The sequence below is a fragment of the Paenibacillus sp. E222 genome (assembly GCF_013401555.1).
Classification (GTDB): Bacteria; Bacillota; Bacilli; order Paenibacillales; family Paenibacillaceae; genus Paenibacillus.
This window is the reverse complement of sequence record NZ_CP058552.1, coordinates 6,388,189-6,415,186: the sequence shown is the minus strand read 5'-3', so window position 1 is coordinate 6,415,186 and position 26,998 is coordinate 6,388,189. Positions and strand designations below refer to the sequence as shown.

Below are 26,998 nucleotides of genomic sequence, written 5' to 3'. Positions count from 1 at the left end.
CCATGATATATACCGTAACGCTTAATCCTTCCATTGATTACATCGTGGAAGTGGATGATCTGAAGCTTGGTGATCTGAACCGTATGAATCGGGACTTGAAACTTCCTGGAGGCAAAGGTATTAACGTATCTCGAGTGCTTAATCAACTGGGAGCCGAAAACACCGCACTCGGATTTCTAGGAGGGTTCACGGGCCGTTTCATTAATGACAAGCTGAAGGAAGACAACATTCTGACGGACTTCGTTACCATTGCAGATGATACCCGAATTAACATCAAGCTGAAGCATGGAGAAGAGACGGAGATTAACGGACTGGGACCAGCCATTCGACCAGAGGAAGCGGCGGGGTTGCTTAACAAGCTATCCGCCTTGCAAAAAGGAGATATCGTCATTCTTTCGGGAAGTGTACCACCTTCGCTGGGAGCTGATTTCTACGATCGTCTGATCAACGTGTGCAAACAAACGAGTGCCGAATTTGTGATCGATACGACAGGACCCGCCTTAATGGATGCTCTGGTGCATGAACCGCTGCTGGTGAAGCCGAACCATCATGAACTGGCTGAACTTTTCGGAGTAACCATCAACACTCAAGAGGAATTGGTGACCTATGGTCGCAAGCTTTTGGAAGCGGGTGCCAAGCACGTGTTAATCTCCATGGCAGGAGAAGGTGCGCTGTTGATTACCCAAACAGATGTCTACCATGCGAGCGTGCCAAAAGGAATCGTCAAGAACTCAGTAGGTGCTGGTGATTCCATGATCGGTGGATTCGTAGGGACATTTGGATTAAACGAAGACCTGCTTGAAGCGTTCCGAACGGGGGTTGCTTCGGGTAGTGCAACGGCTTTCTCGGATGACCTGGCGACTCGGGAACTCATTGAAGAGCTGCGGACTCAAGTCACCATAACCCAAATATAGTCCGTACAAAATGAATGAAATGTAAGCCCCTTTTAGAAGAGGGGATTCAGTAAATAGCAGATAACATCGCAAGAAGTACAATTATAAGTCGGTCTGCATCGCACAGACCGACTGAATCTAAGGGAGTGTACCAAAATGAGAATAACAGACCTGATGATCCAGGAAACGATGATCATGGACCTGCAAGCCACGACGAAAGAAGAGGCTATTGATGAACTCATTGCAAGTTTAAACCGTAGCGGACGGATTAATGATCCGGTTCTGTTTAAGGAAATGATTTATAAACGTGAAGCTGAATCCAGCACGGGGATCGGTGGCGGTATTGCCATGCCTCATGCCAAAACAACAGCAGTCAATGAACCTACAGTTGTATTTGCCAAGAGTCGAAAAGGACTTGATTTTGAAGCGCTTGATGATGAACCAGCTCATATATTTTTCATGATTGCAGCTCCAGAAGGAGCGGCCAATACACATCTTCGTACGCTTGCGGCTCTTTCCAGGCTGTTGATTGATAGCGATTTCATCTCGCAGCTGATGAGTACGGACACTCCTGAAGAAGTGTCTGCATTATTCGATGCCAAACAGGCGGAGGAAGCGGAGAAAAAAGCTGCCAAAGAAAAAGCTGAAGCGGAGAAAGCAGTAAATGCTGCAAATGGAACAAACGCTGTATCTGGCTCGAGCAGTGCGAATGATCAGAAGCAGAACACATCAGGCCTTATTGTTGGCAATGCGGCATCCGAAGATTTTGTCGTTGCAGTAACCGCTTGTCCAACAGGTATTGCTCACACATTCATGGCTGAAGACGCACTCAAAAAGAAAGCACATGAAATGGGCGTTAATATCCGAGTGGAGACGAATGGCTCCGAAGGAGCACAGAACGTACTGACAGCTGATGAAATCGCTCGTGCCAAAGGGGTTATCGTTGCGGCGGATAAAAATGTGGAAATGGCCCGCTTTGATGGCAAACCGGTATTGCAAAGACCCGTGAGTGATGGCATTCGCAAATCCGAAGAACTGATTCGCAAGGCCGTTAACGGGGACGCTCCGATCTACCGAAGCCAGGGTGGCAGCGGTGGCAAGAGTGAAGGTGAAAGCCAAGGCAAAGTGAGCGTGGGCAGCAAGATTTATAAAGATTTAATGAACGGGATCTCGCATATGCTCCCATTTGTCGTGGGTGGCGGTATTTTGCTCGCCATATCCTTCTTGTTTGAACAAATTGCGAGTCCGGACAATCCTATTGTACAACTGCTGCAAACGATTGGTGGCGGGACCGGTGCGTTCCACTTCCTGATTCCTGTCCTGGCCGGATTTATTGCGATGAGTATTGGTGATCGGCCGGCCCTGATGCCTGGTATGGTCGGTGGCTTGATGGCCGTGAATTCAAACGCCGGTTTCCTAGGTGGTCTGGCTGCCGGTTTCCTGGCAGGTTACGTTGTCATTGGTCTGCGCAAGCTGTTTAAAGGACTGCCTAAAGCAATTGACGGATTAAAACCAATCCTGCTGTATCCAGTGTTCGGATTGCTTATCGTGGGTGCAATCAGTTTCTATGTCTTTGATCCAATCTTCGGCTCCCTTAACACATGGCTTGTAGATGCACTTGGAAACCTGGGTACCGGTAATGCTGTGTTGCTGGGCTTGCTGCTTGGCGGCATGATGTCCATCGATATGGGTGGTCCGTTTAACAAAGCGGCTTATACGTTTGCTATCGGTGTGTTCACATCCAGCGGTAATACGGATGGTGCCTGGATGGCAGCTGTTATGGCAGGTGGTATGGTACCGCCGCTGGCGATTGCACTGGCTACGACTTTCTTCAAATCCAAATTTACGGAGCAAGAACGCAAATCAGGTTTGACGAATTACGTGCTCGGATTTTCCTTCATCACAGAAGGTGCTATTCCATTTGCTGCGGCTGACCCGCTGCGTGTCCTGACATCCTGTATTCTCGGCTCTGCTGTTGCAGGTGGACTGACTCAACTGTGGAGCATTAACGTACCTGCTCCGCATGGCGGAATCTTCGTTGCGGCACTGGCGAATCACGCATTACTCTTCCTGCTTGCTGTAGCAATCGGTGCAGTGATCTCCGGTCTGATCCTAGGACTGTGGAAGAAATCACCAACCGTTGTGAAATAAGTCAAAGGGTAAAGTTTTCTTTAAAATTATAAACATTCTCTATCTAATAATTTGTTTAAAATAAGATGGCATCTTCTCAGTGAAATCCACTGGGGAGATGCTTTTTTATTTCGCTAGAGGTCATTCTGTGATAAGATAAATAATAACAAATTAATGAAACTCAGTTTCATCTAATGAAACGAAAAGGAGGAGATATCGTGTCTAATGAGCAGATTAAAGGACAAGTGCGCAAACAATTTGCTAAAAATGCAGAGAAATACGTGACTAGTGTCGGTCATGCCAAAGGGGATGATCTGGCCTTGCTTGTTGCTTCATCTCAAGCGAGCCTTGATATGAAGGTGCTGGATATTGCCACTGGAGGAGGGCATGTTGCTAATGCATTAGCTCCGCTTGTGGAGCAGGTTATCGCATTGGATCTAACGGATGAGATGTTACAAGTGGCTGAGCGCTTTATCCGGGGAAATGGGCATCAGAATGTGGATTTTATAGCTGGGGATGCTGAACACATTCCTTTTGAGGATGATTTCTTTGACCTGGTGACCTGTCGTATTGCTGCACACCATTTTCCAGACGTACCTTCTTTTATCTCAGAGGCGCTTCGAGTAATGAAACCTGGTGGCAGACTGTTATTAATTGATAATGTGGCACCTGAACGTGACGAGAACGACCAATTTTACAATGAAATCGAGAAGTGGCGTGATGGAAGTCATGTTCGGGCATGGCGTAAGACGGAATGGATTCGGATGTTGGAGCTTGCCGGATTTCGAATGGAAACGATGGTTTCCTTTGAAAAACACTTTATATTTGAAGACTGGTGCAACAGGGCTGGACTTCCGGAGCCGGAGAGCAAAGAGCTTGAAGCAAGTATGCTGAGCGCGCCATCAGTGATTAAGAAGTATTTCAATTTTGAACTGGCGCAGTCTGGCAGACTCGTTAGCTTCAAAGGAGAAAGTGTATATATTCAGGCGGTAAAGGCGAAATAAGGCTTCATCATCATTTAACCAATCTGTTGAAGTGGGCAAATAATAAAATCAAAAAAAGGCAGATTTCCCTTCTTTACACGGGTCCTCTGCCTTTTAATCGTCGTCACATACTCAAGGTTTCAGTATAACTTTGGTACACTCGTCTTCGTGTTCGTAGAAAATCCGATAAGCTTCCTTCGCATTCTCCAGCGCAATGCGGTGAGAAATGATCTCGGTAGGGTCAAATTCGTCAGCCGTGATTTTGCGGAAAAGCTCCGGCATATAGTGAATAACAGGGGCTTGTCCCATTCTCAGGTTAATGTTTCGTTCAAACAGATTACCTAGGGGGAACATGTTATAGGTTGAGCCATAGACACCCGTTACTTGCATCGTCCCGAATTTGCGCACAGCCTTGATACCGATCTCAATTGCACTTAATGTACCGCCTTGGATTTTCAGCTTCTGTCCAATTTCCTCCAAAGTGGATTTCTTGCCATCCATGCCTACACAGTCGATGACAACATCCGCTCCGCCTTGGGTGATTTCGCGAATATGTTCACCCATATCATCGTAATCTTCAAAATTAAATACTTCGGAATCATTCATTCGTTTGGCTTTGTCCAGTCGATATGGAAGGCGATCCACAGCAATGACTCGTTTGGCACCTTTCATCCAGGCGAATTTTTGTGCCATCAGACCAATCGGCCCGCTGCCAAGCACAGTTACAGTGTCTCCCGGCTTCACCCCGGCATTCTCAACACTCCAGTACGCAGTAGGAAGCACATCGGATAGGAACAACAGAGCTTCATCCTCCAGTTCACATGATTCGGGAATGACAAAAGGCATGAAATTCCCATAAGGAACACGCAAAAATTCAGCCTGGCCGCCAGGATAATTGCCGTATCGCTCCGTGAAGCCAAAATAACCTCCGGTATGAACCTCCGGATTGCGGTTCGAGTTATCGCACTGGCTCTCCATGTCGTGGTTGCAATAAAAACATTCGCCGCAGGAGATGTTAAAAGGCAATACCACTCGATCTCCTTTTTTTACTCGCGTCACTTCAGGGCCGACTTCCTCAACAATGCCCATCGGCTCATGGCCGATGACATAATCCTTCTGGGCTGGCAGAGCTCCCTGATAAATATGCAGATCTGATCCACATATGGCTGTAGAAGTAATACGCACGATGATGTCATCCTTTTGCTGCAATCGAGGATCGTCCACCTCTTTGACTTGAATATCCTTGGTTCCCTGAAAAGTAACGGCTTTCATCTTCATATTCCTCCTTCGTGATTGGGATTATTTAACATTTACCCGATTAGCCTCTATTTGATAGAGATGTAGCTTTACTAAACGACAGGCCATTTTTCTTTACGCAGTGCATGAAGCAGTTCGGGGGAAGCGTTCAGGTTGTCACGCACCAGATCTTCCGGGGTTAATGCCATCCATTGATTCAGGGAGATATCCTCAAAGCGATCACTTCTAAACATCTCCAAAAACCATAACGTATCGGTGCCCGTATTCTGAATATAATGCCCCATGGCTACAGGTACGTATCCAACATCTCCCGCCCGATAGTCAAAAGTGCGCGCGACACCATTTCCTCCAAATACCGTCATTCTTCCTTGCCCAGTCAAATAGTATTGCCATTCATCCGCATTGGGATGCCAGTGAAGCTCGCGCATGCCTCCAGGCTTGATTTCGACGAGTGCTGCGGCAACGGTTGTAGAGATCGGGAAATTGGTAGAGTCCACAATGCGCACACTGCCTCCTGGTGTAATGATCGGTTTCTGGGCTAACAGCCGGTGTTTGAAGGAGAGCGGAACGGTGCCATAGGGGGACTGCACTTCCTGGCTTGCGACGGAACCAGGGACCTGATCCTGAAAAATGTAAACCTGTTCTGTTGGCATGGAGTGGAATGCGGATTCAGGTACGCCAAAATTGACGGATAACACTTCTGGTGGCGTATGCGCAAACCAATCCGAGATGGATAATGTATTCAGATCAGAGAAGGACCCGTCATCAAATACAAGCAAAAACTCACACCCATCCTCCAAACCCTGAATGGAATGAGGCAGACCTTTTGGGAAAAACCACAGATCTCCCGGTCCAACATCTGCAATAAAATTACGACCTTGCTGATCCACGGACGTGATCCGTGCTGTACCCCAGATCATATAAGCCCATTCCGATTGCTGATGCCAGTGCAGCTCCCGTACGCCTCCAGGTGTAAGACTCATATTCACACCAGCCAGTGTTGTAGCGATGGGCAGATCCCGTACCGTAATTTCGCGGGACCAACCGCCATGGTTTAACTGCATGTGTGTATCGGAAAAAGACATTCTTAGGTTGGGTAATAAACCGTTGTCGGTTATCGGAGGCACCAGCATATCCGGATTTTGTATATCTCTCATTACATCCCGAGGTCCCAGATCGGGTCCTCCGGCACCGTCTTTTCGTATTGGCTGCGGTATAATTAATGGCTTGCCAGTGTTGTTTTCATTTTTCATATGCGGATTCCTCCAGTTCATCACTTCATCCCATGACAGATGTCGGTATAGTGAAAGATTATGAACCAGAGCCTGGCAATTATGAGGGACGGGGAATTGGAATAATCTGCGGTAATGAGGTGGAAAATAACGTGAAAATTCATGATAGGTGGTGAGTGGAATGCATAAACGTTTCAGGTTATTGCTTTACATCTGTTTCATCGTTGGGATTGTATCCACTTCGATCGCCGCGAGGTCAATGGAGGTTCAGGCCAGTCCAGATTACATAAAGAAAGACAAAGCAGCTTCTTCTCAGGAGCAGTTGGCTTATTCGCTTGGGGTTCAGGCTTACATATACGGCTATCCGCTGGTAGTTATGGAACAAACGAGACAGATGGCTCTGAAAACAAGGGCTCCGCTCAATCAGTTTTATTATTCCAGCAAGCTGGCTTCTCCCCAATATCACGATATTGTAACTCCTAATAGCAATACGCTTTATTTTAGTGCCTGGCTGGATCTCTCCAAAGGTTCAGTGGTCCTGAACGTTCCAGCTAATACGGATGACCGTTATTACACCGTCCAAATGCTTGATGCGTACACCAATACGTTCAGGAATGTGTCCAATCGTACGACCAAAAACAAGGCAGAGCAATTTACCATCGTTGGGCCGGCTGGAAGCAGTAATGTAACCAAAACATCTATCCAAACGCCAACGCCAATCGTTTGGCTGCTCGGACGTGTGCAAGTGAATGGAGAAGAGGATCTGAACCGTGCAGCTGCTTTCGAGAAACAATTCACCCTCTCAGCACCAACCCGTAATCCTTCCAGTGGCATAACAGACGATTCGTCTTTGAATCAGATGTCTTCCATGAAGAACGATCCGTTAGCTTTTTATAAAATCATGACGGAGCAGATTCGGCAAAACCCTCCGCCTGCCTGTGATGCAGTTCTGCTGGATCAGTTCAAGCTAGTTGGCATTGATCCTGCCAAGGGGTTTGAACCAGCTGATCTGAATGCTGCCACGAAAGCCGGACTACTGCGTGCCGCAAAAGATGCGCAGGGTATCATTACGAATTCAGTCCAATCGATCCCGACCACCAATGGATGGTATATCGGCCATAATATTGGAACCTATGGCAACCAATTTCTGCTGCGAGCTGTCGTTGCGTATTCCGGTTTGGGCGCCAATGTCCCGCAGGAAGAGCTATATGCACGTGCATTTGTTGATCAAAATGGGGAAAAGCTGCAAGGCAAGCAGCGTTATGTGTTGCATTTTAACCCGAATGATCTTCCACAGGTGACCGGATTTTGGTCTCTCACCCTGTATGGCTCGGATTTTTATCTGGTCGATAATGCCATTCGCAGATATTCGATTGGGGATTTGACGAAAGGTTTGCTGTACAACCCTGACGGTTCATTGGACATTTATATCCAGCCATCTGCTCCTGAAGGGAAAGAGTCGAATTGGCTTCCCGCACCGCCAGGAGAATTCAATTTGGTACTGAGAATGTTTGCGCCGAAACCATCGATGCTGAAAAGGGAGTATGAAGTACCTCCGGTCGCCAGGATACAATAGGGATGGTGCTGGATACCATAAATCAACGGATTAAATGAATTCAAAGGAACAGCAAAAAGACGTGACCGATACGCTCGGTCCCGTCTTTTTGGATAAATACAGAAGAAAGCTCAGATCCTTTTTTTGCTTACTGGATCGGTTTTGGAGTCAAGCTGCATAAATTCATGCTCATAAATGTCATGTACTCTGTTCAGAATGGCTGAGCCTTGATCCGTAAAACGAAGATGGGTGGGTTTGTTTTTCATCAAGAAAGTACCGGATGTAAGCTTGGTTTGCGCAATGGCAGCGTTATAAAGCAGAGAAGCTCCGTGACTTGGATGTGGGAAGAACAGCTTCATGATTGGTTTGATGTAAAAGGGCAGTCCGGATGTTTTGTTACCTCTGAGTGTATTGTTGCCTCCAGGGTCCACGCTGAGTAACCGGATTCCCTTAGCCGCAGGGGAAGCAGCAGCTTCGCGTGTCCACAAGGACAGTGCCAGCTTCGAGACGGCATAAGGACCGAAGAGCTTTTTGAACTCGGCTGGATGTTCCAGAATGTCCAGGTTAAACTGTTTGACCATATTAAACGCACTGGTGGATGTATTAATAACGGTTTTCAAGGTGCTTTTGTGAAGAAGATCCTGTAGTTCCATATAAATGATGTACGGCACCACCGTCTGCAGTTCAAAATGCATTTCATGCCCCTGATCGGACAAACGGAGATCGTTACCGCTCCCCCCGGCATTATTAAACAATACATCTATGGTATCCGTTTCGGATTTAATCTGGTTGAGTGCTTTTCTCAGACTATCGTACTGAGTAAGATTAGCTTGAACCCAACGGAGCTGGCCGGAGCGCAGTCCGTCCTGAATATCACTGTCCTCCTTTGGAAAAGCAGAACGGTTAAGGCCGATAACTTCCCAGCCTTCGGCTAACAAGATGCGAGTCAGTTCAAGACCGATTCCCGAAGTTGATCCTGTAATTAAAGCTGTACGACGTATATAGTTTGAATTCATATAAATACCTCCTGAGTGAATGGGATGACAGAGCCAATCTGTCTAATGCGCTCATTCTATAATTTGGAGTCGACTCCAAGTCAAGCGAACTGTTGGCTTAAATTTTAATTTTTGAGTAGTGGAATGTTGGAACTCATCACACCTTGACTTGGAGCTGACTCCAAGTTGTAAGATAGAATTTAATGAATGCGGAGGAGGTCAACGATGATGAATGATCCTGTAGTGTTCTCTATTAAAGAGACGTCAGAACAAGCCGGATTATCGGAAGATACGATTCGTTATTATGAGAAGATAGGACTTCTTCCCCGAGCTGAACGCAAGGCCAATCGCCATCGGGTATACCGTCCGGAGGATATTCAGACGATGAAGCTTATTACTTGTTTGAAAAAAACAGGTATGTCTCTGGAGGAGATGAAGCCTTATCTACAGATGTCGGTGGATTCGGACCTGGAAGATTTCCCGGATGAGCGTGATATGCTGTTAAACCATCGGAAGAAGATTGAAGCGCAGATTGTCTCCTTGCAGCAGATCGTCGATTTTATCGATGAGAAGATGGAGAAGCGAAGCATGTTTCCGGATGAGTGCCCGATTACCGGGGAGAAACAGATGTCTGTTTTTGAAAAAAAGAACATCTTCTCTTGAACGCTGCATGCTCAGCGGAACCAAAAGGGGATGTCCCATAAGTCATGAATATGACAGGAACATCCCTTGGTCGTGTTATTTTGTTTGAATGAACCTGAGACACGCTATTCGCTTCCATATGCCCAGATCTGAGATCTAAGGAATCACAGAGACGTTATTTCGTCGATTCGGTCGATTTTTTAGGTTTTGACACGTTTTATGATGAAATAGCGTTACGGAGGTTCGTTAAATCTTGTAAGCATTGATGATCCGCCTTTTAAGGTGCAGTAGGTTCGTTAGCGCTTGGAGCAAGGCGGAATTCCTTTTGAGACAGCTTCATTTTTACTTAAAGTTAGCACTCGATATGGAGTGTCTGGCGAAGGCGTTTGATATCACTTTTGGGAGGAAGGCCATACATGCGGGCGTACTCCCGACTGAATTGGGAAGGACTCTCGTAACCAACCTGGAATGCAGCATCGGCTGCATCGGTTGAACCTGCAAGCAGCATTCGCCGGGCCTCCTGCAATCGAATCTGTTTTTGATATTGCAGTGGACTCATGGCGGTAATGGCCTTGAAATGATAATGCAAGGAGGATGTGCTCATGTTGATCATAGAAGCCAATTGCTCGATTCGCAGCGGTTGGGCGTATTCTGATTGAATCACTTCAATGACCTGAGCGATATGCTGTGCGTGACTGTTCTGAATTGCAAACTGCCTAATGGAATGTCCGTGTTCATCCTGTATCAGGCGATATAGAATCTCGCGGATGATAAGCGGTGCAAGTACAGGAATGTCTTCAGCTGTATCCAGCAATCTGACCAATCGGATTACGGCTTCCAGAAGTGGAGGCTTGGTTGAACTTACAAACAACCCGCGACGTGTTGAATTGTCGGGTTTATTTTGCGTAGAGGGAGAATCTTGAATAAGATCAAAAACTTGCCCTGAATTGAAATCAAGTCGCAGGCAGAGATAGGGATGTTCTGTCGTGGCCTGTACAACTTGCCCTGAAATAGGCAAATTTATGGAAGCGACCAAATACTGTGAAGAGTCATAGGTGTAGCTCTCCTGCCCGAGAATAACCAGTTTGGACCCTTGGGCTACAATGCAGAGGGCGGGTTCGTGCACGGTATGAATAGGCTCTGAAATCTGGGAAGCACGGATCAAAGCAAGCGAAGGAATTGCTGTTAGATGAACCCCGTCTTCGTGGGTGAATCGGCCGATTAAGCGAGCCAATTCCTGCTGCTGCTGAATAATAGCTGTATTCTGTTCCAATTTCGAAAACATGGATTGCAGGCCCTCCTTTCCTCGTACTTGTTTAACCATTTTAGAATGTGCTGGACGAATAGGCAAGAATACTGTGGGATTCTTCTATCGCACATAGACTGATCCCTTACATAATGAAGATAAGCAATTGAATCTGTTGGAAACAGAAAGGAGTGTCCTGGAAATATGGCAGGCAAAACATCGGGAGAAAACAAGAAGTGAAGCACCCGTATGTTGGAATGTGGGTGACGAAGGATGGCTACATCAAGCACGAACTTCTCCCTGACGGTCGCTATGATGAAGCGCGGGGAAATAGGCAAAGTGCATATCAAGGTCGGTACGTAGTCGATGGAGACCATATTGAATATGTGGATGATACCGGCTTTACCGCAGATGGAGATTTTAAGGACGGTGTGCTTTACCATGCGGGCATGGTGCTGTACAGAGAAAGTGCACAATAAAATATTGAATGGGGAGAGAAATCAAAATGTCTAATGTAAAAGGAAAAGTCATTGTGATTACGGGTGCAAGCAGCGGAATTGGGGAGGCAACGGCGCGTCTGTTGGCAGAGCATGGTGCACATGTTGTCATTGGTGCAAGACGAGTGGATCGTCTGGAGGCGCTGGCGTCCTCCATTCGTTCGGAAGGTGGTTCTGTAGAATATCATGCACTTGATGTTACACAGCTGGAAGAGATGCAAACGATCGTAGAGCTTGCGCTCAGTCGTTATGGACGTTTGGATGTGATTGTTAATAACGCAGGAGTCATGCCGTTATCGCGCCTTGAAGCGCGAAAAGTCGACGAATGGAACCGTATGATTGATGTTAATATTCGGGGTGTTCTACACGGCATCGCCGTGGGGCTGCCGGTTATGAAAGAACAGGGTTCCGGCCAGTTTATTAATATCGCCTCTATTGGTGCCTATGCCGTGACCCCAACAGCCACAGTTTATTGTGCAACCAAATTCGCTGTCCGTGCGATCTCGGAGGGTTTGCGCCAGGAGGTAGGCGCAGATATTCGCGTGACCCTCGTATCACCAGGTGTGACTGAATCCGAACTTGCCGAATCCATCTCGGATGCTGAAGCACGCGAGTTTATGAAAGACTATCGGCGCATAACCATTCCGGCCACGGCGATTGCTCAGAGCATTCTGTACGCGATCAACCAGCCGGCTGAGGTGGATGTGAATGAAATCGTGGTGAGACCAACAGCAAGTATGGCTTAAACCTCTCTGTAAGTAAAACTCCAAAGACATCCACAACCATATGTACGGGTTGAGGGCGTCTTTTTGTACCCTGAAAGAGAGCTCGTCCGGGTTGCAATATGGTATAGTATGATCAAGTAACGCACCAGAGAGAGGGGAATAATGCATTGACGCTGCAACAGCTAAAATATGTGATTGAAGTCGCCACGCGTGGCTCGATGAATGAAGCCGCCAAGCGGCTGTTTATTTCCCAGCCCAGCCTGTCGAATGCCATCCGGGATCTGGAGCAGGAGCTGCGGATTACCATTTTTGAACGCACAAATAAAGGAATTACGCTGTCCAAAGAAGGTGTGGAATTTCTAAGTTATGCGCGCCAAGTGGTGGAGCAGGCGGAATTGCTGGAGAATCGTTATTTGAACGCGAAGCCGTCTCCGCAGCATTTTTCCGTCTCCACACAGCACTATGCGTTTGCAGTAAATGCCTTCGTTAAGCTGGTGCAGCAGTATGGACAGGATGAATATGAACTGGCTCTGCGGGAGACGAAAACGTATGAGATTATCCAGGATGTGAAAAGCCTGCGCAGCGAGATTGGCATACTATATCTGAATGAATTCAATGCCAAGGTGATTAACAAGCTGCTTAAGGATGCGGGGCTGGTGTTCAACAGTCTGTTTGTTGCCAAGCCGCATATTTTTATCAGTGTGCAAAATCCGCTGGCGAAGCAGGAATCGGTTGCGATTGAACAGCTTCAGGATTATCCATACCTGTCCTTTGACCAGGGGGAATATAACTCCTTCCATTTTTCAGAGGAGATCCTAAGCACGCTTTCTCATCCCAAAAGCATACAGGTTAATGACCGAGCTACGCTGTTTAATCTGCTAATCGGTTTGAACGGATACACGATCTCGACAGGTGTACTTAGTGCCGACCTGAACGGGAACGAGATCATCCCCGTGCCGCTGGAGTGTGAAGAGACCATTAATGTCGGATGGATCAGCCACAAAAATGCTTCGCTTTCCAATCTGGGGATGGAGTATGTCCAGGCTCTGCATGAGGCGATTCAATCGTAAATAGTCATGGAAAACCGTTTCCGTTCCAGCGGAGTCGGTTTTTTTTAGGAACACACTTATAGTCATTTGCGTAAAAGTACGAAGGGAGAACGGTCAGTGCGAGTTTTATACCGAAATAAGAGTGAACAGCATGAGTTGATGATATATGATACATCCAAGCTTTATGGGGAAAAGGGCCGTTTTCGTGTGCTGGAGTTCTCCAATGCAGCAGTTCAGGGGGCGATGGATCTGGACGAGCCATCCCGAATGGTGCTGGAGTATCCAAGAGCGATGGTGCATCTGATGGAACGAAATAATCCCGATTATGAATCTGTTTTTGTCATTGGGCATGGTATTGGAACCTTATCAACCTACCTGTCCAACCGTCAAGTAAAAGTTGCCGAACTCGATGCAGAAGTCGTTGAGCTCAGCAGAACTTTCTTTGGATATCGTGGAGGTCATGTGCTGGTTGGTGACGGTCGTGAACTATTGGAGCAGGAGGCCTCAGGTTCATACCATTATATTATTGTAGATGCCTTTACGGCTGCAGGAACTCCTGCACAGTTTACTTCAAGCTCATTTTTCACTATGTTAAAAAACAAATTGCATTCTGGTGGTATCGTATTGCTGAATGTATTTGGTCGTGTTGGCAATGACAGACTGGTGAATGCGATTCATGCCACGTTACAGGAACACTTCGCGTATACGCGCTCATTTGCATTGCCAGCTGAAACAACGGATGAAGTTCAAAATCGCATTTTGGTCGGTAGCGACGGACCGATTTCATTTCAAACGCGTCATATGGCTGGGTTTGTAGAACAACAGCCTGGCGAGGGATATGTAATTGTGGATTCATATGAATCTTAATCTTGAATCCAGATCCAGTAGATTTCGAAGAAAGCGGCTTCCATGTCATCAAATGTCATCAAATCGTCAATCTTCCGATTTAATTTTCTTAACTTCATAAACTATTTATTTCTTCTTAACAACTTTCGTATAAAATAGAAGGAATATGCCTTTTCATGAAAAACCGGGGGAAGCAATAATGATCGCAGAGAATAAAACATCCAGATTAAAAAGAAAAGTAAGGAAGATCAAAAAAATCAGCCTTACCGCTCTATTGAGTGGATTGGTCACCATTGCTGTTTTGATGACACTGACCATTATGTTTATTTCATCTTATACATCCCAGAAGCAGTCGCTGATTGATAGTACACTCTCACTTAATTATTCCAGTGCCGTGCAGATGAGCCAAACACTGGACTCGTTGTTTCAATCCATGCAGACCAGTTTGAAGTATTCAGCGAGTTATTTTCCGGAAATAGACTACTCAGATGCGAAAAAACTGGATTCTACACTGGATTTGATTCGAAACAGCAGTAATTATTTCAATTCGGTTTCTCTGGTTGATGCATCGGGAATTATTCGGGGTTCCTCTCCTTATTTGGAAAAAAGCCTCGGACAGCCTATAACTTCTGATGCAGCCAAAAAGGCGTTTAAATCAAGGTCTTCCTATATATCCGAAGCCTACCGCGGGCCTTATTCGGAACGAAGAATCGTATTTATAAGTGAACCGATCTTCAGTCCATCAGGTAAATTCAATGGTTTAATTAGTGGGAGCATCTATCTACAGGAAAACAACATCTTGAACCTGTCATTTGGCAGTCAGCTGAAGACCAGTAATGGCTCTTATTTTTTTATTGTTGATGCCAAAGGGACGTTGTTGTTTCATCCGGATACGGAAAGAATTGGTGAAAATCTAAGCAAAAATCAAGTGGTGCAAAAATTGCTTCACGACCAGACAGGCAAAGAACAATACAAGAATCTGGCGGGTGTGGATTCACTCGCAGGTTATTATAAGGTTCCCACAACAGATTGGGGAGTTGTCGTTGTATCTCCAACCCAGATGGTATACGATCAACTGAATCAACATATTCGCATGCTGCTGCTGTACACTTCAATCCCGTTTATCATTCTGACACTTATCGTTATTCGTGTAGCGCGCAAGCTGGCCAGTCCATTTGTTTATCTTGCGGACTTGGTTAACCAGGTGGATCAGGGTAAAGTAGATCTGCCTGTAATGAAGCCGCATTGGAACAGGGAAGCGGATTTGTTAACACGCACCGTGTTGACCGCATTGGCGAATTTTCGAAAACAGAAGGATCAGCTTACTTATGATGCCAGAACGGATGTATTAACCGGAATGACGAATCGTAGAACATTTGAAGAAGTCATCCAGCGCTGGATTGATGAAGAAATTCCTTTCTCCATTGTGGTCCTGGATATTGACCGCTTCAAATCCATAAATGATACGTATGGGCATCATGCAGGGGATCAGGTTCTGCAGCATATCGCGAATATTATTAAACTGTCCGTTCGGACGCAGGATGTAGGCTCCCGTTTTGGCGGGGAGGAGTTTGTTGTGTTATTGCGACATACGGATTCCAAAACAGCGTATCAGATTGCCGAGCATATCCGTGTATCGGTGGAACAAAGTATATTGCCCATTGATCGTTCTGTGACGATTTCGGCAGGCATTGCCGAATATCCACTGCATTCCACAACGGCAACAGAGTTGTTCCATTTGGCTGACAATGCGTTATATCAAGCCAAGGAAGAGGGACGTAATCGTACCATTACCATTCAGACGGTCATAAAATAAGGTTTGCGTACCTTCAATCTTGAAAAACAAAAGAAGCTGATCCCATCGAAGAAAGGATTAGCTTCTTTTTGTCATTTGTTTAGACCTCTTGTGATCTGGCCAGGACTTCATTTGTATACTGTTCTCCCCAGTCTCGCATGCTGTAAATAATCGGCTGGAGCGTTTCTCCAAACGGTGTAAGCGAATATTCCACTTTGGGTGGAACCTGAGGATATATTTCCCTGTGAACAATTCCGCTGTTTTCCAGCTCTCTTAATTGGAGAGTTAACATCCGCTGAGTAATATCAGGGAATAACTTTCTGATCTCGTTGAATCTTAACGAGCCGGAGAATAGGTGATATAGAATCGCACCTTTCCATTTGCCTCCAATGACGCTCAGCGTGACTTCAACGGAACAGCCATAAGGCGAGGGACACACATCTTTCGCGTTCATTTTCATTATAATTGCACCTCCAGTTTGTGGTGGTTATTTATAGTATCCATTTCAGTACTACAGCACTTAAATGTACATATTACTCATCTATGAGCATATCACTTCTCCCTTGGATTATAAACCCCATCCCATGCATTGACATGAAGTTAAAACAAAAAGGAACCCCGGTTTCGTATCACGAAACATCGAGGTTCTCAGGAATAGAAAGGAATGGAAAGCTAGATTAGATTAAAGCGTCCAGAGAATACGCCCCTGCACCCGCTAGTGCAACACCGATTAGCGATCCGAGCATAACCAAATTGTACTCAAATCCTCCGTTTAGATTCCAAAGCCCTTTACCTGCATGGACTTTTGCTATGGCAACAAGCATAGGGATGATGAGCAATATGGCAGCAAAACCAGTCCAGAGACCCGTCCCAAACAGTAACCCGCCGATCAATTCAATAAGGCCCCCACAGACAGCCATAACTCTCGCAGGCCTCAGACCAATCACCCCGAAAAATGCGGCTGTTCCTGATATGCCTTCTCCACCAAACCAGCCAAACAGTTTCTTGCATGCATGACCCATCATAATAAAACCAATAACAAGTCGAATAATAAGTAATCCGGCGTCTAACATATGTTTATTTCCTCTTCTCAGGTTGTATAAAATGATAAAATGATGGAACGAATATCGTACGAATCTCAGATCAGCGACGCCAGAATGGTATCACACAACGCCATAGTTTCAATATTATCCGTACCACTGGAACGTGGATCAGATTTGTTCTGACAGCATTCCATAAAATGAGCCATCTCCCCTACAAATCCTCGTAAGTAGAGATCGCGATAAGCCCCTGACATGGGAGAGCCAGAAGGGGTGAAAACAGTATCCTGCTCCTCAAGGGATTTCCAGGGAAGGGTATCCCCTGTACGAGATTGATGAACCGTAAGTGTGTTAATTTCATCTGCTAACGCAAATCCATCGTCAAAGGTGACAAGTACACTTTCGCTCTCGCGTGACCATGCACTCATTCCGACAAAGTAGGCACTGCCCACCACACCTTGATCAAATTTCAGGGAAATGCTCTGGTTAATATGTTCTCCGTCTTTAACCGACGTGCCTGTGACCTGTACGGCTTCCCCGAACAGGAAACGCATCAGATCGACCATATGAATGGCAGCGAGCTTCATGAATTGTTCCTCATCCTTGCAGAAGGGTGTGCTGTCTACAGCGAATTTCATTTGGAAAGAACGTGCTCTGCCCAATGATCCACCATCGATCAGTTCCTTGAGTTTCATGTAGACCGGCGCATATCGTTTCATGAATCCAACCATGACAACCACACCTGCCTTTTGGGCAGCTTCAGCCACAGCAGCAGCTTCAGCAGCATTCCATCCGAGGGGTTTATCCACGTATACATTTTTGCCAGCCCGGATGCATTCAAGGGCAAGTGCTGTCTGATCCTCTGGTTGCGCTACAACAATCACGCCGTCACAGTCTTCATTCTGCAGCATCAGCTGAGTATTGTCATACGCGTTCCCGCTGCTCCCAAAACGAAGCAGAGCCGCCTCGGACCTTTCAATACTGCGGGTGGCGACGGCTTGAATTTCTGCTCCTGCTTCAACAGCAGATGGATATATATTCGTGGATGCATGGAATCCTGCACCGATAAAACAAAGTTTGGCTTTTTTCATGTGAACCTCTCCTTTAAATGCAGATCACCAATCACACGGATTAGATTTTGTAGCTTAAATGCTTCAGCATCTGTCCGGCAATGGTGTTGTTAACGCTGTGAGGAACCGGCTGTGGTCCGAGGGTGAGATGTTGGCGTTGCTTTACAAGATAGTGGAGAGAGGCGGCTTGCAGGGACAAGCCCAGATCCATCGTTTCGGCAGGGTTGCCGCTGCCACCAGCTAGGTTCAGCATCTCGCCTTGAGTAAGTAACATGAGTCGACGTCCGTTCGCTAATGTAAATTGTTCGATATCCGCTGTCAGTTGTTCCGAATGCTCTGCGTCCTGACGGAGACTTTCCAGATCCATCTCCCAAGAAAAATGCCCGGCATTGGCGAGGATCGTTCCGTCATTCATTTGATTAAAATGTTCCTTCAGAATGGCGTTAGGACGGCCAGTGACAGTAATGTACACTTGAGCAAACGCAAATGTATCCTCCAATCGTGCCACTCTGAATCCATCCAGTGCCGCTTCCAGGCCAGCAATCGGATCGGTTTCAACAACGACGACCTGGCTGCCCAGATTCCGCAAATACCTGGCAATGCCTCGTCCGCAGGTTCCATAACCTACGATGACGAAACGACGTGTGGGCAGAATCAGGTTTGTAGTACGCATAAAACCTTCAATAATGGTCTGTCCAACACCGTGTTCATTTTCCATGATTCGTTTGAGTGGACTATCATTAATAACAATAATCGGAAAAGGGATGTTCTCACCCGTCTCTTCACGCAGCAGATTGGCACCGGTCGTCGTTTCCTCCGTACCACCGATAAGAGAATGAGTATCATACTGCTGAATGAAGGTACGCGCCAGATCGGCTCCATTATCCATGAGGAGATGGGGGTGGTGACGAAGTACACTGTGTATATTATGCAGGTGCTCATTGCGCCTGTCCGCACGTTGACCATATACCGTGATGCCTTCTTCCCGCAGAGCTGCTGTGACGGCATCTTTGGTTGTGCCCGGGCTGCCAGTCAATACAACGTTGGCTCCGCCTGCTTGAAGTGTGCGGCATAACACAGCTGTTTTGGGCTCCACATGAATACATATACTGATGGTTAAGCCAGCAAAAGGCAGCTCTTTGGCAAACTGGGATTTCAATTCGCCCAGCAGGGGCATATGCATTTCCGTCCAGTGAATGCTGCGTTTTCCTTCTTCAATATGTTCTTGTGTAGTGTTCTTTATCGTCATGCAAAACTCCCCATTTCTATGCAAGGTATAGCGTGTCCAACAGGACACTTGATCTGCTTAATGTCTACGATAGGGAGTTTGATGAGGTTAAAAAAGGACATATGTCCTATGCATTGCAGCTAGTAAAAAAGGTGTTGCAAACTTATTTGAGAGCATGTATACTCTTAATTACGGTAAAACAAGCAATGGCTTGACCGGAATGCTTTTCATCCAGGATGAGAAGATACATATTATGCGGTCGTGGCGGAATTGGCAGACGCGCACGGTTCAGGTCCGTGTGGGCTAACCCCCGTGGAGGTTCGAGTCCTCTCGACCGCATCGAAGAAAAAAAACTCGCGAAATTGCTCTAAAAGGCAATTCGCGAGCTTTTTTGTTTTTTATTTATTGAATATGAATTGCTGCACACACAGGCCTGCAATCGCTCCAGCAATACCAAAGAGCGCAACACTTGCCATGACCTCATACGCCTGTAAACGAAACAGAAAAGCAATGCCGCTGCCCAACGTCGTTCCTGCGAGAAATCCGAGAGAAATCCCTATTTCTTTGGTTAATTTCATAGGTTCACCTGCTTGGGAATGTGAGTTTAGGATTTGCAAATTTTTAGAACAGGAAGTAAAGTGTGATCAGGAAAATACTCACATTTTATTTCCTTTTTTCATTTTGTGGTTTTACCCATGTAATTATGCATGATATTTCTTAAGGGAGGTTAAGAGCGAAATGAATATGAACGAGCGAATTGCTGCATGGAATGAAGAAGTGCAGAATTGTAATTGTGGGCATGATCATCGGTTGGTGCAAATGCAGGTCTATCTGGAGCATGGAGCTATTCAGCGGTTACCTCGCTATTTGTCCGAGCAAGGGTACAAACATGTAACAGTGGTATATGATCGATTTACAGGGCCAGCAGCAGGACACGAGGTGGTAAAGAACATTCGTGAAGCAGGCGTTCATGTGGATGAGATATGTATGCCAGAGAACAAAGCGGGGGACGTGATCGCCGATGAGGGTGGAATTGTGCAGGTACTTTTGGGTGTGAAACAGGAAAGTCAGGCGATCATTGCTGCTGGCTCAGGGACCATTCATGACCTGGTGAGATTTGTTTGCTCCAAAATGGACAAGCCCTTTCTGTCCGTACCTACAGCGGCTTCGGTTGACGGATTTACTTCAGCAGGTGCACCTCTTATTGTCAGCGGCGTCAAACAGACGTTCCAGGCGGTGCCGCCAGAAGCTATTTTCGCGGATGTTCATATATTGGAGCAAGCTCCCCAAGAGATGAATGCTGCCGGATTCGGAGATATGCTTGGTAAATATACATCACTGGCGGACTGGGTAGTTTCCAGGGATATGGGTGGGGAACCGTTCTGCCCCGTAGCTTACCGCATGACGGAAGAAGCACTAACGACCTGTGTGGAGAATGTCAAAGGTATCGCTGAAGGACGGGCCGATGGTGTGACTGTATTAATGGATGCGCTGATTGCTTCCGGTATTTCCATGCTGATCATTGATCATTCCCGTCCGGCATCTGGTGGAGAGCATCATGTGTCCCATCGGTGGGAGATGGATCTGATGGAGGCAGGGCACAAACCTGTTTTGCATGGAGCCAAGGTGGGAGTGGCCTGTGCACTGCTTACCGTAAAATACAAAGATCTTGCACAACAATCCGACGAGCCGGTTTTCCGTGTATACAATAATCTGCCGGATGCATCGCAGCTTACAGCTTGGCTTGAGCAAGTTGGGGGCCCTACAACAACTGAACAACTGGGTGTATCCATGGAGATGGTGGAACATGCGTTCACCACAGCTCATTTGCTTCGAGATCGATATACGGGACTGAAATATATCAATGAAATTCTTAACGTGGGTTCGAAATAAGGATGAAAGAAATAGTATGAACAAGTGTTATCTAATGACTTTAGTTGTACGTACAAATTGTGAGTGCGTAATGTAATGTACGAGACAAGATACTATCTTTGTTTACAATAGAGATGGTGTTATTTGATTCAACAGCAATATTTTCAGATGAATTTTTGAAAAACACGGTCATATAAGGGGGTAGGATAGAGCGGACCAAACGTTACACAAGCTGAATTAGAGTGTAGATTGAAGCCTGCTCCCTTAGGGGAAAGGCTTTTTTTTGTATCCTATATAAAGTGTTGGATTAAATTGTTCGTACAAATATTTTGTGGAAATGATGCTAACGATAAAGTTCTATTTCTTTAAATGATCCATGATTTAATGGAGTTGGTTAGTTGGCATCGATGAGGTACATATGGGGATGAGTCGCCGCGCCTTTCGATAAGGAAGTGATCTCCTCGTTCGGAGAGCACGCTGTACCGGCTCAGGTGAAGGAGTGACTGGGAGTGAAGGAATGATGCATCCAAAGCTGTTTGGAGGACAAGAGAGCCGCTTATCGCCCCTGAGAGACGATGCTGAGTACCTGAGTACACCCGACTGGAGAAATGATAATCTAATTTAACCTGTACGATAAAAATAATAATTTAAAAAGGCTCTGTCTTTCCCATGGGGGAGGACAGAGCCTTTTGGTTGTTCGCTAATTTAGTTATTGTGGCGATCTTTCAAGATGACATCTGCGAACAAAATAGTTTTCGGGATGCGGAAAAATTGTTCCGCTTGTTCCTGAAACGCAGCAGAAGGCAGCGTTCCCTGATGCAGCCATTTGCGGAAAGTGCCGGGGTGAACCCCGATCCAGTGGCTGACATCTGTCACCGACAAATCATGGACCATGCACAAGCCTGTCAGAATACGGTTGCTAACCGGAGAACGGGTCACCGTACGCTTCATGAAGCGGGAAGGCTCGGGCTGACAAATGACAGGGCTTTTGCGTACCACTTCTTCATTAAAAAGAATGTGGCGCGGGTAGCCGAGCAATTGGCATGCCTTGTCCAAATTGGTACTGCCGGGTATCCGTCCTTCATACACCCACGCGCTGACGCTGCGTGAAGAGATGGATAGATCTTCGGCGAGCTGAGACAACTTGATATCATTGGCCATCAGCACGGCAAGAAGAACACGGTTGCGGATTTGACAGCGTGTCGGTTTTCGGAATCGTTTAACACGGACGCCTTTTCCCAAATATTTACGGTTGATCAGAGACCACGCCTGGATGGAATGTTGTTCTGGTTGATTAGGCATATTTCCTCCGATTTTTTTAACCAAATACTACAATAAGTACGGGGGTACTTTCAAGTGCCGGGTGCACCTGTTTCAAATGAAGGGATGCGTGAATCCTCTACAAAGGAGGAGTTATGAACTAGAACAGGCGCAATTCACATCCTAGTATATTCCTAGATTACAATGTTTCACTAAATTTAAGGGATGAAATAGATAATGAATAAAAATAAAATGAGTCTAATTACCTATTAGTGAGACTATAGTACTTTTATCTATTTTTTGTTGATATGATGCGGTTTATTTCCCTGATTTACCCATAAATATTCGATTTTCGTTAAAGGAACCAATTACCAATGTGCACAAATCTGAAATTAGAAATCCGCGTGTTCGGCCGGGCAGGTGGCCTGTCAAAATCTCTTACTCTTACATATCTTGTATGGAGATCAAGTGAGAGGGAGAGGTGAGAAACGTGAGTCCATCCGTAAGTACCTTTGCTGCCATTTCAGGGGCGTTCATGACGTTTGCTTTTGGTGGATGGGATCAGCTGCTTAGCTTGCTGGCGGTTGCAATGGCTGTGGATTACATTACGGGTCTCGCTGCGGCAGTAAGAACGGGTAAAGGATTGAATAGTAATGTTGGATTCTGGGGGCTCGCCCGCAAAGGTCTCATGCTGACGGTTATTCTGCTTGCTCACCGAATTGACCTGCTCATGGGAACGGACATCATTAAAGGGGGAGCCATCTACTTTTATCTGGTGAATGAGCTGATATCCATTACCGAAAATTATGCCCGCATTGGGCTTCCATTGCCAGACAAGCTCAGACAGGCTATAGCGGTGCTTAAAAAACAGGAAGATTTGTCTGACCGGGAATGGCCTATACCGCAGCCGAATGTGGAGAAGAAGGATACAAATGAACAGGCAACAGAAGTTGACCCGGAAAAACAGACAAACCAAAGTGAACAGACGGATAATGTGCCCCAGGAGAAAACAAAGGCGAATGAAGGTAGCCCCGATTAGATTGTCTTTTAAGAGAACGTTTCCAAGTATCCTTTCGTAATAGAGGACGTTATGATATATTTTGGATACAAGAAAATTCATTCATACCAATTATTATACTCAAATGAGGTGCTTGTCTGATGATTAAACATATTGTTCTGTTTAAAATGAAAGATCGTTCTAATGAAGGTATTGAAGCGGCTGCGAATGTTCTTCGCAATCTGCAAGGCAAAATTGATGTTCTGGTTTCGCTTGAAGTAGGTATTGACGTGCTCCGTTCAGACAGATCTTTTGACATCTCACTCACGGCAGAGTTTGCATCACTGGAAGATCTTCAGGCATATCAGGTACATCCGCTGCATCAGGAAGTCATCAAGTATATGAACGAGGTCAGAGAGCAGTCGATTGCAGTGGACTACGAAATCTAATCTGTTCTTCATTCTACTTTGGATAAAGGGGACTCTGCATGAGCGATTTAAGAGACGTAATGGAATTTTTATATATTTTTGTCGTGTTTCTGATCGCTTGTCCTGTGATGTTATTTTGGCTGAAGCGAAGAGGAAAAAGGAACCGATAATTCACTGAACGGGAAGTGAACACATTGTATTACGTAAACAGGGAACAGATTGCACGTCGGCTTGCTGCCGTACCGGAGGTGGCCGAAGGTCTTCGCCGTGCTTCACAAGCTTGGGATGGCAGTCTCATGCTGGGTCTGGTACAGGAACGCTGTCTTCATCTCGCAATTGAAATCGTTACGGATGTAGGGAGTTATCTGATTGACGGATTCATCATGCGTGATGCGAGCAGCTATGACGATATTATTCAGATTAACCATGAAGAGAAGGTTTTTGATCATGCAACCTATGAGGTGCTGAGTCGCCTCGTATCGTTGCGCAAGCCGCTCGTTCAGGACTATTACAGCTGGGAGCGATCTGAACTGCATCCGCTGAGCAGTGACCTGCCGGGCGTGCTTGAACATTTTTCCCATCAGGTCAATACCTATGTGGAAAAAGAACTCGGGCCTTTCCAGACTGCACAGGCCGAGGGACAGAGCAAGGAATGAGGGGAAGCAGCATGACGAACGAATGGAAAGAAGATCAAGAAGGAAATAATGAAACGAATGACATACCTTCCGGATTTCATCCGGTATATATGATTGAGCTGTTATTCCAGGAACGTCCCGTTATAGATCGGGGGCGTTTGCAGGAGGCACTAAGTCGTCATACCGGACAAGTCCGGCTTGACGTGAAGCAAGGCAATGAGGAGCATGAACCTGAAATGCTGGTTTTCTACCATCTGGACCATAAGGTTTCTTTTCAGGAAGGTAATATTCCAGCACAGACGTGCATTCTCCCCATTACTGAAATTGTAGATCGTGCCCGCTTTGGAGGGGCTTTGCAGCAAGCCTGGCATTGGCCAGAAGCAGGACAAGCTATGGAAACGATCCAATATTCCATCCGGCTTCATGATATGTTCACTGCTGCCATGCCGCGCAAACAGCGACTCGAATTGTTCCAAAAGACGATTCAGGCTGTTATGGAAGTGCTGCCTTGTGAGGCGTTATACTGGTATGGCAGTGACAAATTGGTTGAACCGAAAGCCTATGTGCTGTCACAGGAGCGTGAGGAGCATCTCTACGCTGCGATGAATGTGCGCATGTATCAGGCTGGGGGCACGGAGGAACAGCGTCAGCTGGTTATGGACACGGTAGGATTGTCGGCACTTGGCGTGCCTGATGTACAGTGTCATTTCATTGGACTTGATCCAGATACGGTAGCCCAGACATTGCTGGGGGCCGCCTATTACATATTTGATCAGGGCGATGTTCTACAGGATGGACAGACGCTGGGATCTTCCGGCGGACGACGCTGGCGTTGTGAGCATCAGGCGGCATTAATTGCACCAGGACGATATGTAATTGATCTGGACCCGGGTGATGAACATGCCGTTGCTCCGCTTGAGCCGGCGCGGCAGACTTGAGGCATGTCTTGATAACGCCAGAAGGTGCGAAAGACGACATCCAGAATTTTTTTGGTATCCGAGTGTCAGGTCAAGCCCTTGCTGCTTATACTGCATCAACAGAGTAGGCATTCGCCCGGATTAACGAGCAACAGGCTGTTGCTTGGTTATTCGGTACTTCATTTAAGGTAAAGGGAGAGATGCGACGTGAAGGATTCTAACAAAAGTTTGTTGTGGGGAGCATTAATCGGCTCGGTTGTAGGTTCAGTGACAGCTTTGCTGTTGGCGCCAAAATCGGGACGTGAACTTCGTCAAGATATTTCGGAAGGTGCACGTCAGGTGAGTGAGAAAGGTCAGGAACTGGCTAGCAAGGTAGGCGAACAAAGCGCACAGATCGTATCCAAAGTAAAAGAAACGGCAGATGTCGTTATCCAGGATATCCAGTCCTGGCGCAATTGCGCTGAAGGTAAAGAAGTACGCGTATCCGCCGTCATTACTGATACTGAGTCTTCCGTTGATGCAGATGCAGCAAATGAGTCAGGTATTAAAGTCATCGCGAAGCTTCCTGCCGACGACTCCAAAGACAATATCTAAAGCTAAGCTTGAACGCGAGCAGGCTTTCCTCCATCTGTAGGGGAGCCTGCTTTGTTGTGTGTTCGTCGTGCAGGAGTTGAACGATACCGCATTTTTGTTTGAACCCTGCAATGAAATCGGGTAAGATGTAGGTACCTTTTTGCCTGAAAATTCATACGGTAGGAAGAAAGCTCTGGGAACCAATTTGTTAACAGAACCAATTCAATGAAGAAGGAAGCGGTGTGTTCGTGCAGCAAGCAATCGCTATATTAGACTCCGGTGTAGGGGGATTGACCGTCGCCAAGGAAGTGATGCGTCAGCTCCCACGGGAAAAGATCATATATTTTGGAGATACTGCCCGGACACCGTACGGACCCCGTTCGTCCGAACAAGTTAAACAATTCACGGAACAAATCGTTGATTTCTTGATCCAGTTCAATCCGAAGGTTATCGTTATCGCCTGTAATACGGCTACAGCAGCAGCGCTCGACTATATTCGAGCCAAGGTGAATGTGCCTGTCATTGGTGTCATTCATCCGGGAGCACGAGCAGCCATCACAGCGACACGCACAGGACGCATCGGTGTCATTGGCACCGTGGGAACCATTGGAAGTGGTGCATATACGTCTGCACTCAAACAGTTGTCCCCCTATATTGATGTGGTCACTCAGGCTTGTCCGGCACTTGTGCCACTGGTGGAGCAAGGCGAATTCCGTTCCGAGCAAACGACAAGTACGGTGGAGCAGTCTTTAGGCCAGATTAAGCAACAGCCGATTGATTGTCTTATTCTGGGTTGTACGCACTATCCTTTTCTCATGGATACCATTCAGGAGGTTATGGGGCAGGAAGTGAAGCTGATCAGTTCGGCAGATGAAACGGCGAGGGAAATTAGTACGATTTTGTATGATAAACGAAAGCTGGCCAGTGGGGATGAGACACCGGTCCATCAGTTTTTTTGCACTGGGGACCCACGCATGTTCCAGAATATTACCCGCCAATGGTTGGGAGAGCAGATCTCCAAAACGCCAGTTGTGTGGCAGGTTACGCAATTATCATAGCGTTTTTTTTTGGTTTCTATGCTTATAAGAATCCCGGAACACTTCGTGTTCCGGGATTTTTTTAATCACATCAGA

At 46.4% G+C, this 26,998-nt stretch carries 26 protein-coding genes, 1 tRNA gene and 1 pseudogene; 18 read left to right on the top strand and 10 right to left on the bottom strand.

Features of this window, described 5'->3' with window-relative positions; all coding sequences use genetic code 11:
- Positions 1-2: 2 nt before the first annotated feature.
- From pfkB to HW560_RS28380, 3 genes are all read left to right on the top strand, one after another.
- Positions 3-914, top strand: a complete 912-nt coding sequence (gene pfkB / locus HW560_RS28390; RefSeq protein WP_179265269.1) for a 1-phosphofructokinase — start codon at positions 3-5, stop codon at positions 912-914.
- Positions 915-1,049: 135 nt separating this feature from the next.
- Positions 1,050-3,044 carry a PTS fructose transporter subunit IIABC gene (locus HW560_RS28385; RefSeq protein ID WP_179265268.1) on the top strand — a complete coding sequence of 665 codons (1,995 nt, stop codon included), beginning with the start codon at positions 1,050-1,052 and terminating at the stop codon, positions 3,042-3,044.
- Between the two features lie 197 nt (positions 3,045-3,241).
- On the top strand, positions 3,242-4,027 hold the full coding sequence (locus tag HW560_RS28380) for a class I SAM-dependent methyltransferase (RefSeq protein WP_257031460.1): 786 nt from the start codon (positions 3,242-3,244) through the stop codon (positions 4,025-4,027).
- A 111-nt stretch (positions 4,028-4,138) separates the two neighbouring features.
- Here HW560_RS28380 and HW560_RS28375 read toward each other — a convergent pair whose 3' ends face one another.
- Positions 4,139-5,278 carry a zinc-dependent alcohol dehydrogenase gene (locus tag HW560_RS28375; RefSeq protein ID WP_090895471.1) on the bottom strand — a complete coding sequence of 380 codons (1,140 nt, stop codon included), beginning with the start codon at positions 5,276-5,278 and terminating at the stop codon, positions 4,139-4,141.
- Between the two features lie 77 nt (positions 5,279-5,355).
- A complete protein-coding gene (locus tag HW560_RS28370) occupies positions 5,356-6,516 on the bottom strand; it encodes an oxalate decarboxylase family bicupin (RefSeq protein ID WP_179265266.1) in 1,161 nt (386 codons plus the stop codon).
- Between the two features lie 160 nt (positions 6,517-6,676).
- On the opposite strand from HW560_RS28370, the gene HW560_RS28365 reads away from it, so the two are divergent.
- On the top strand, positions 6,677-8,071 hold the full coding sequence (locus tag HW560_RS28365) for a DUF1254 domain-containing protein (RefSeq protein ID WP_179265265.1): 1,395 nt from the start codon (positions 6,677-6,679) through the stop codon (positions 8,069-8,071).
- A gap of 110 nt (positions 8,072-8,181) precedes the next feature.
- Here the strand turns inward: HW560_RS28365 and HW560_RS28360 are convergent, their stop codons facing one another.
- Positions 8,182-9,066 (bottom strand): SDR family NAD(P)-dependent oxidoreductase, encoded by an 885-nt coding sequence (locus HW560_RS28360; protein WP_179265264.1) that lies wholly within the window; start codon positions 9,064-9,066, stop codon positions 8,182-8,184.
- 204 nt (positions 9,067-9,270) lie between these two features.
- On the opposite strand from HW560_RS28360, the gene HW560_RS28355 reads away from it, so the two are divergent.
- Positions 9,271-9,708, top strand: a complete 438-nt coding sequence (locus tag HW560_RS28355) for a MerR family transcriptional regulator (protein ID WP_090895480.1) — start codon at positions 9,271-9,273, stop codon at positions 9,706-9,708.
- A 331-nt stretch (positions 9,709-10,039) separates the two neighbouring features.
- Here the strand turns inward: HW560_RS28355 and HW560_RS28350 are convergent, their stop codons facing one another.
- Positions 10,040-10,972, bottom strand: coding sequence for an AraC family transcriptional regulator (locus HW560_RS28350; protein WP_179265263.1), 933 nt, complete (start codon positions 10,970-10,972; stop codon positions 10,040-10,042).
- Positions 10,973-11,169: 197 nt separating this feature from the next.
- On the opposite strand from HW560_RS28350, the gene HW560_RS28345 reads away from it, so the two are divergent.
- The 5 genes from HW560_RS28345 (at position 11,170) to HW560_RS28325 (ending at position 15,866) form a co-directional block, all read left to right on the top strand.
- Positions 11,170-11,412 (top strand): Atu4866 domain-containing protein, encoded by a 243-nt coding sequence (locus HW560_RS28345; protein ID WP_256221963.1) that lies wholly within the window; start codon positions 11,170-11,172, stop codon positions 11,410-11,412.
- Positions 11,413-11,438: 26 nt separating this feature from the next.
- A complete protein-coding gene (locus HW560_RS28340) occupies positions 11,439-12,176 on the top strand; it encodes an SDR family oxidoreductase (RefSeq protein WP_179265262.1) in 738 nt (245 codons plus the stop codon).
- Positions 12,177-12,322: 146 nt separating this feature from the next.
- Positions 12,323-13,225: a LysR family transcriptional regulator gene (locus tag HW560_RS28335; RefSeq protein WP_090895486.1), complete on the top strand. Its 903-nt coding sequence runs from the start codon at positions 12,323-12,325 to the stop codon at positions 13,223-13,225.
- Between the two features lie 96 nt (positions 13,226-13,321).
- Entirely contained in the window at positions 13,322-14,071 is a 750-nt protein-coding gene (locus HW560_RS28330; protein WP_257031458.1) for a spermidine synthase, read from the top strand.
- A 178-nt stretch (positions 14,072-14,249) separates the two neighbouring features.
- Complete coding sequence (locus HW560_RS28325) at positions 14,250-15,866, top strand: sensor domain-containing diguanylate cyclase (protein WP_090895491.1); 1,617 nt, start codon at positions 14,250-14,252, stop codon at positions 15,864-15,866.
- Between the two features lie 79 nt (positions 15,867-15,945).
- Here HW560_RS28325 and HW560_RS28320 read toward each other — a convergent pair whose 3' ends face one another.
- The 4 genes from HW560_RS28320 to HW560_RS28305 form a co-directional block, all read right to left on the bottom strand.
- The gene (locus HW560_RS28320; protein WP_090895493.1) at positions 15,946-16,305 is read right to left on the bottom strand and encodes a winged helix-turn-helix transcriptional regulator; all 360 of its coding nucleotides are present in this window, start codon (positions 16,303-16,305) and stop codon (positions 15,946-15,948) included.
- A 217-nt stretch (positions 16,306-16,522) separates the two neighbouring features.
- Positions 16,523-16,918: a DoxX family protein gene (locus HW560_RS28315; RefSeq protein WP_179265261.1), complete on the bottom strand. Its 396-nt coding sequence runs from the start codon at positions 16,916-16,918 to the stop codon at positions 16,523-16,525.
- Positions 16,919-16,983: 65 nt separating this feature from the next.
- On the bottom strand, positions 16,984-17,976 hold the full coding sequence (locus HW560_RS28310; protein ID WP_090895497.1) for a Gfo/Idh/MocA family protein: 993 nt from the start codon (positions 17,974-17,976) through the stop codon (positions 16,984-16,986).
- 40 nt (positions 17,977-18,016) lie between these two features.
- Positions 18,017-19,204, bottom strand: coding sequence for an adenosylhomocysteinase (locus tag HW560_RS28305; protein ID WP_179265260.1), 1,188 nt, complete (start codon positions 19,202-19,204; stop codon positions 18,017-18,019).
- A 234-nt stretch (positions 19,205-19,438) separates the two neighbouring features.
- On the opposite strand from HW560_RS28305, the gene HW560_RS28300 reads away from it, so the two are divergent.
- Positions 19,439-19,522 (top strand) — tRNA-Leu (locus HW560_RS28300).
- Between the two features lie 59 nt (positions 19,523-19,581).
- Here HW560_RS28300 and HW560_RS28295 read toward each other — a convergent pair.
- Positions 19,582-19,761 (bottom strand): hypothetical protein, encoded by a 180-nt coding sequence (locus HW560_RS28295; protein WP_090895499.1) that lies wholly within the window; start codon positions 19,759-19,761, stop codon positions 19,582-19,584.
- A gap of 160 nt (positions 19,762-19,921) precedes the next feature.
- Between HW560_RS28295 and HW560_RS28290 the strand changes: the two genes are divergently transcribed.
- Positions 19,922-21,076, top strand: a complete 1,155-nt coding sequence (locus tag HW560_RS28290; protein ID WP_179265259.1) for a sn-glycerol-1-phosphate dehydrogenase — start codon at positions 19,922-19,924, stop codon at positions 21,074-21,076.
- Between the two features lie 684 nt (positions 21,077-21,760).
- Here HW560_RS28290 and HW560_RS28285 read toward each other — a convergent pair.
- Positions 21,761-22,357 carry a helix-turn-helix domain-containing protein gene (locus HW560_RS28285; RefSeq protein WP_024629188.1) on the bottom strand — a complete coding sequence of 199 codons (597 nt, stop codon included), beginning with the start codon at positions 22,355-22,357 and terminating at the stop codon, positions 21,761-21,763.
- 439 nt (positions 22,358-22,796) lie between these two features.
- Here HW560_RS28285 and HW560_RS28280 point away from each other — a divergent pair.
- The 6 genes and pseudogenes from HW560_RS28280 to racE form a co-directional block, all read left to right on the top strand.
- Positions 22,797-23,189, top strand: a pseudogene (locus tag HW560_RS28280) (holin family protein); the annotation flags it as partial.
- Between the two features lie 284 nt (positions 23,190-23,473).
- Positions 23,474-23,761: a Dabb family protein gene (locus tag HW560_RS28275; RefSeq protein WP_179265258.1), complete on the top strand. Its 288-nt coding sequence runs from the start codon at positions 23,474-23,476 to the stop codon at positions 23,759-23,761.
- A gap of 173 nt (positions 23,762-23,934) precedes the next feature.
- Entirely contained in the window at positions 23,935-24,396 is a 462-nt protein-coding gene (locus HW560_RS28270; protein WP_090895506.1) for a DUF86 domain-containing protein, read from the top strand.
- A gap of 11 nt (positions 24,397-24,407) precedes the next feature.
- Positions 24,408-25,313 (top strand): DUF4261 domain-containing protein, encoded by a 906-nt coding sequence (locus HW560_RS28265; protein WP_177185664.1) that lies wholly within the window; start codon positions 24,408-24,410, stop codon positions 25,311-25,313.
- 186 nt (positions 25,314-25,499) lie between these two features.
- Positions 25,500-25,886 (top strand): YtxH domain-containing protein, encoded by a 387-nt coding sequence (locus HW560_RS28260; RefSeq protein WP_090895511.1) that lies wholly within the window; start codon positions 25,500-25,502, stop codon positions 25,884-25,886.
- A gap of 227 nt (positions 25,887-26,113) precedes the next feature.
- Complete coding sequence (racE, locus tag HW560_RS28255) at positions 26,114-26,923, top strand: glutamate racemase (RefSeq protein ID WP_090902080.1); 810 nt, start codon at positions 26,114-26,116, stop codon at positions 26,921-26,923.
- Positions 26,924-26,998 lie beyond the last annotated feature (75 nt).

Excerpts from the sequence above, each read along its gene's own strand:
- HW560_RS28355 (WP_090895480.1), top strand. The coding sequence starts at position 9,271 with ATGATGAATGATCCTGTAGTGTTCTCTATTAAAGAGACGTCAGAACAA.
- HW560_RS28350 (WP_179265263.1), bottom strand. The coding sequence starts at position 10,972 with ATGTTTTCGAAATTGGAACAGAATACAGCTATTATTCAGCAGCAGCAG.
- HW560_RS28275 (WP_179265258.1), top strand. The coding sequence starts at position 23,474 with ATGATTAAACATATTGTTCTGTTTAAAATGAAAGATCGTTCTAATGAA.
- HW560_RS28310 (WP_090895497.1), bottom strand. The coding sequence starts at position 17,976 with ATGAAAAAAGCCAAACTTTGTTTTATCGGTGCAGGATTCCATGCATCC.
- HW560_RS28285 (WP_024629188.1), bottom strand. The coding sequence starts at position 22,357 with ATGCCTAATCAACCAGAACAACATTCCATCCAGGCGTGGTCTCTGATC.
- HW560_RS28365 (WP_179265265.1), top strand. The coding sequence starts at position 6,677 with ATGCATAAACGTTTCAGGTTATTGCTTTACATCTGTTTCATCGTTGGG.
- HW560_RS28375 (WP_090895471.1), bottom strand. The coding sequence starts at position 5,278 with ATGAAAGCCGTTACTTTTCAGGGAACCAAGGATATTCAAGTCAAAGAG.
- HW560_RS28325 (WP_090895491.1), top strand. The coding sequence starts at position 14,250 with ATGATCGCAGAGAATAAAACATCCAGATTAAAAAGAAAAGTAAGGAAG.
- HW560_RS28360 (WP_179265264.1), bottom strand. The coding sequence starts at position 9,066 with ATGAATTCAAACTATATACGTCGTACAGCTTTAATTACAGGATCAACT.
- HW560_RS28315 (WP_179265261.1), bottom strand. The coding sequence starts at position 16,918 with ATGTTAGACGCCGGATTACTTATTATTCGACTTGTTATTGGTTTTATT.
- HW560_RS28370 (WP_179265266.1), bottom strand. The coding sequence starts at position 6,516 with ATGAAAAATGAAAACAACACTGGCAAGCCATTAATTATACCGCAGCCA.
- pfkB (WP_179265269.1), top strand. The coding sequence starts at position 3 with ATGATATATACCGTAACGCTTAATCCTTCCATTGATTACATCGTGGAA.
- HW560_RS28320 (WP_090895493.1), bottom strand. The coding sequence starts at position 16,305 with ATGAAAATGAACGCGAAAGATGTGTGTCCCTCGCCTTATGGCTGTTCC.
- HW560_RS28340 (WP_179265262.1), top strand. The coding sequence starts at position 11,439 with ATGTCTAATGTAAAAGGAAAAGTCATTGTGATTACGGGTGCAAGCAGC.
- HW560_RS28385 (WP_179265268.1), top strand. The coding sequence starts at position 1,050 with ATGAGAATAACAGACCTGATGATCCAGGAAACGATGATCATGGACCTG.
- HW560_RS28305 (WP_179265260.1), bottom strand. The coding sequence starts at position 19,204 with ATGACGATAAAGAACACTACACAAGAACATATTGAAGAAGGAAAACGC.
- HW560_RS28290 (WP_179265259.1), top strand. The coding sequence starts at position 19,922 with ATGAATATGAACGAGCGAATTGCTGCATGGAATGAAGAAGTGCAGAAT.
- HW560_RS28265 (WP_177185664.1), top strand. The coding sequence starts at position 24,408 with ATGACGAACGAATGGAAAGAAGATCAAGAAGGAAATAATGAAACGAAT.
- HW560_RS28295 (WP_090895499.1), bottom strand. The coding sequence starts at position 19,761 with ATGAAATTAACCAAAGAAATAGGGATTTCTCTCGGATTTCTCGCAGGA.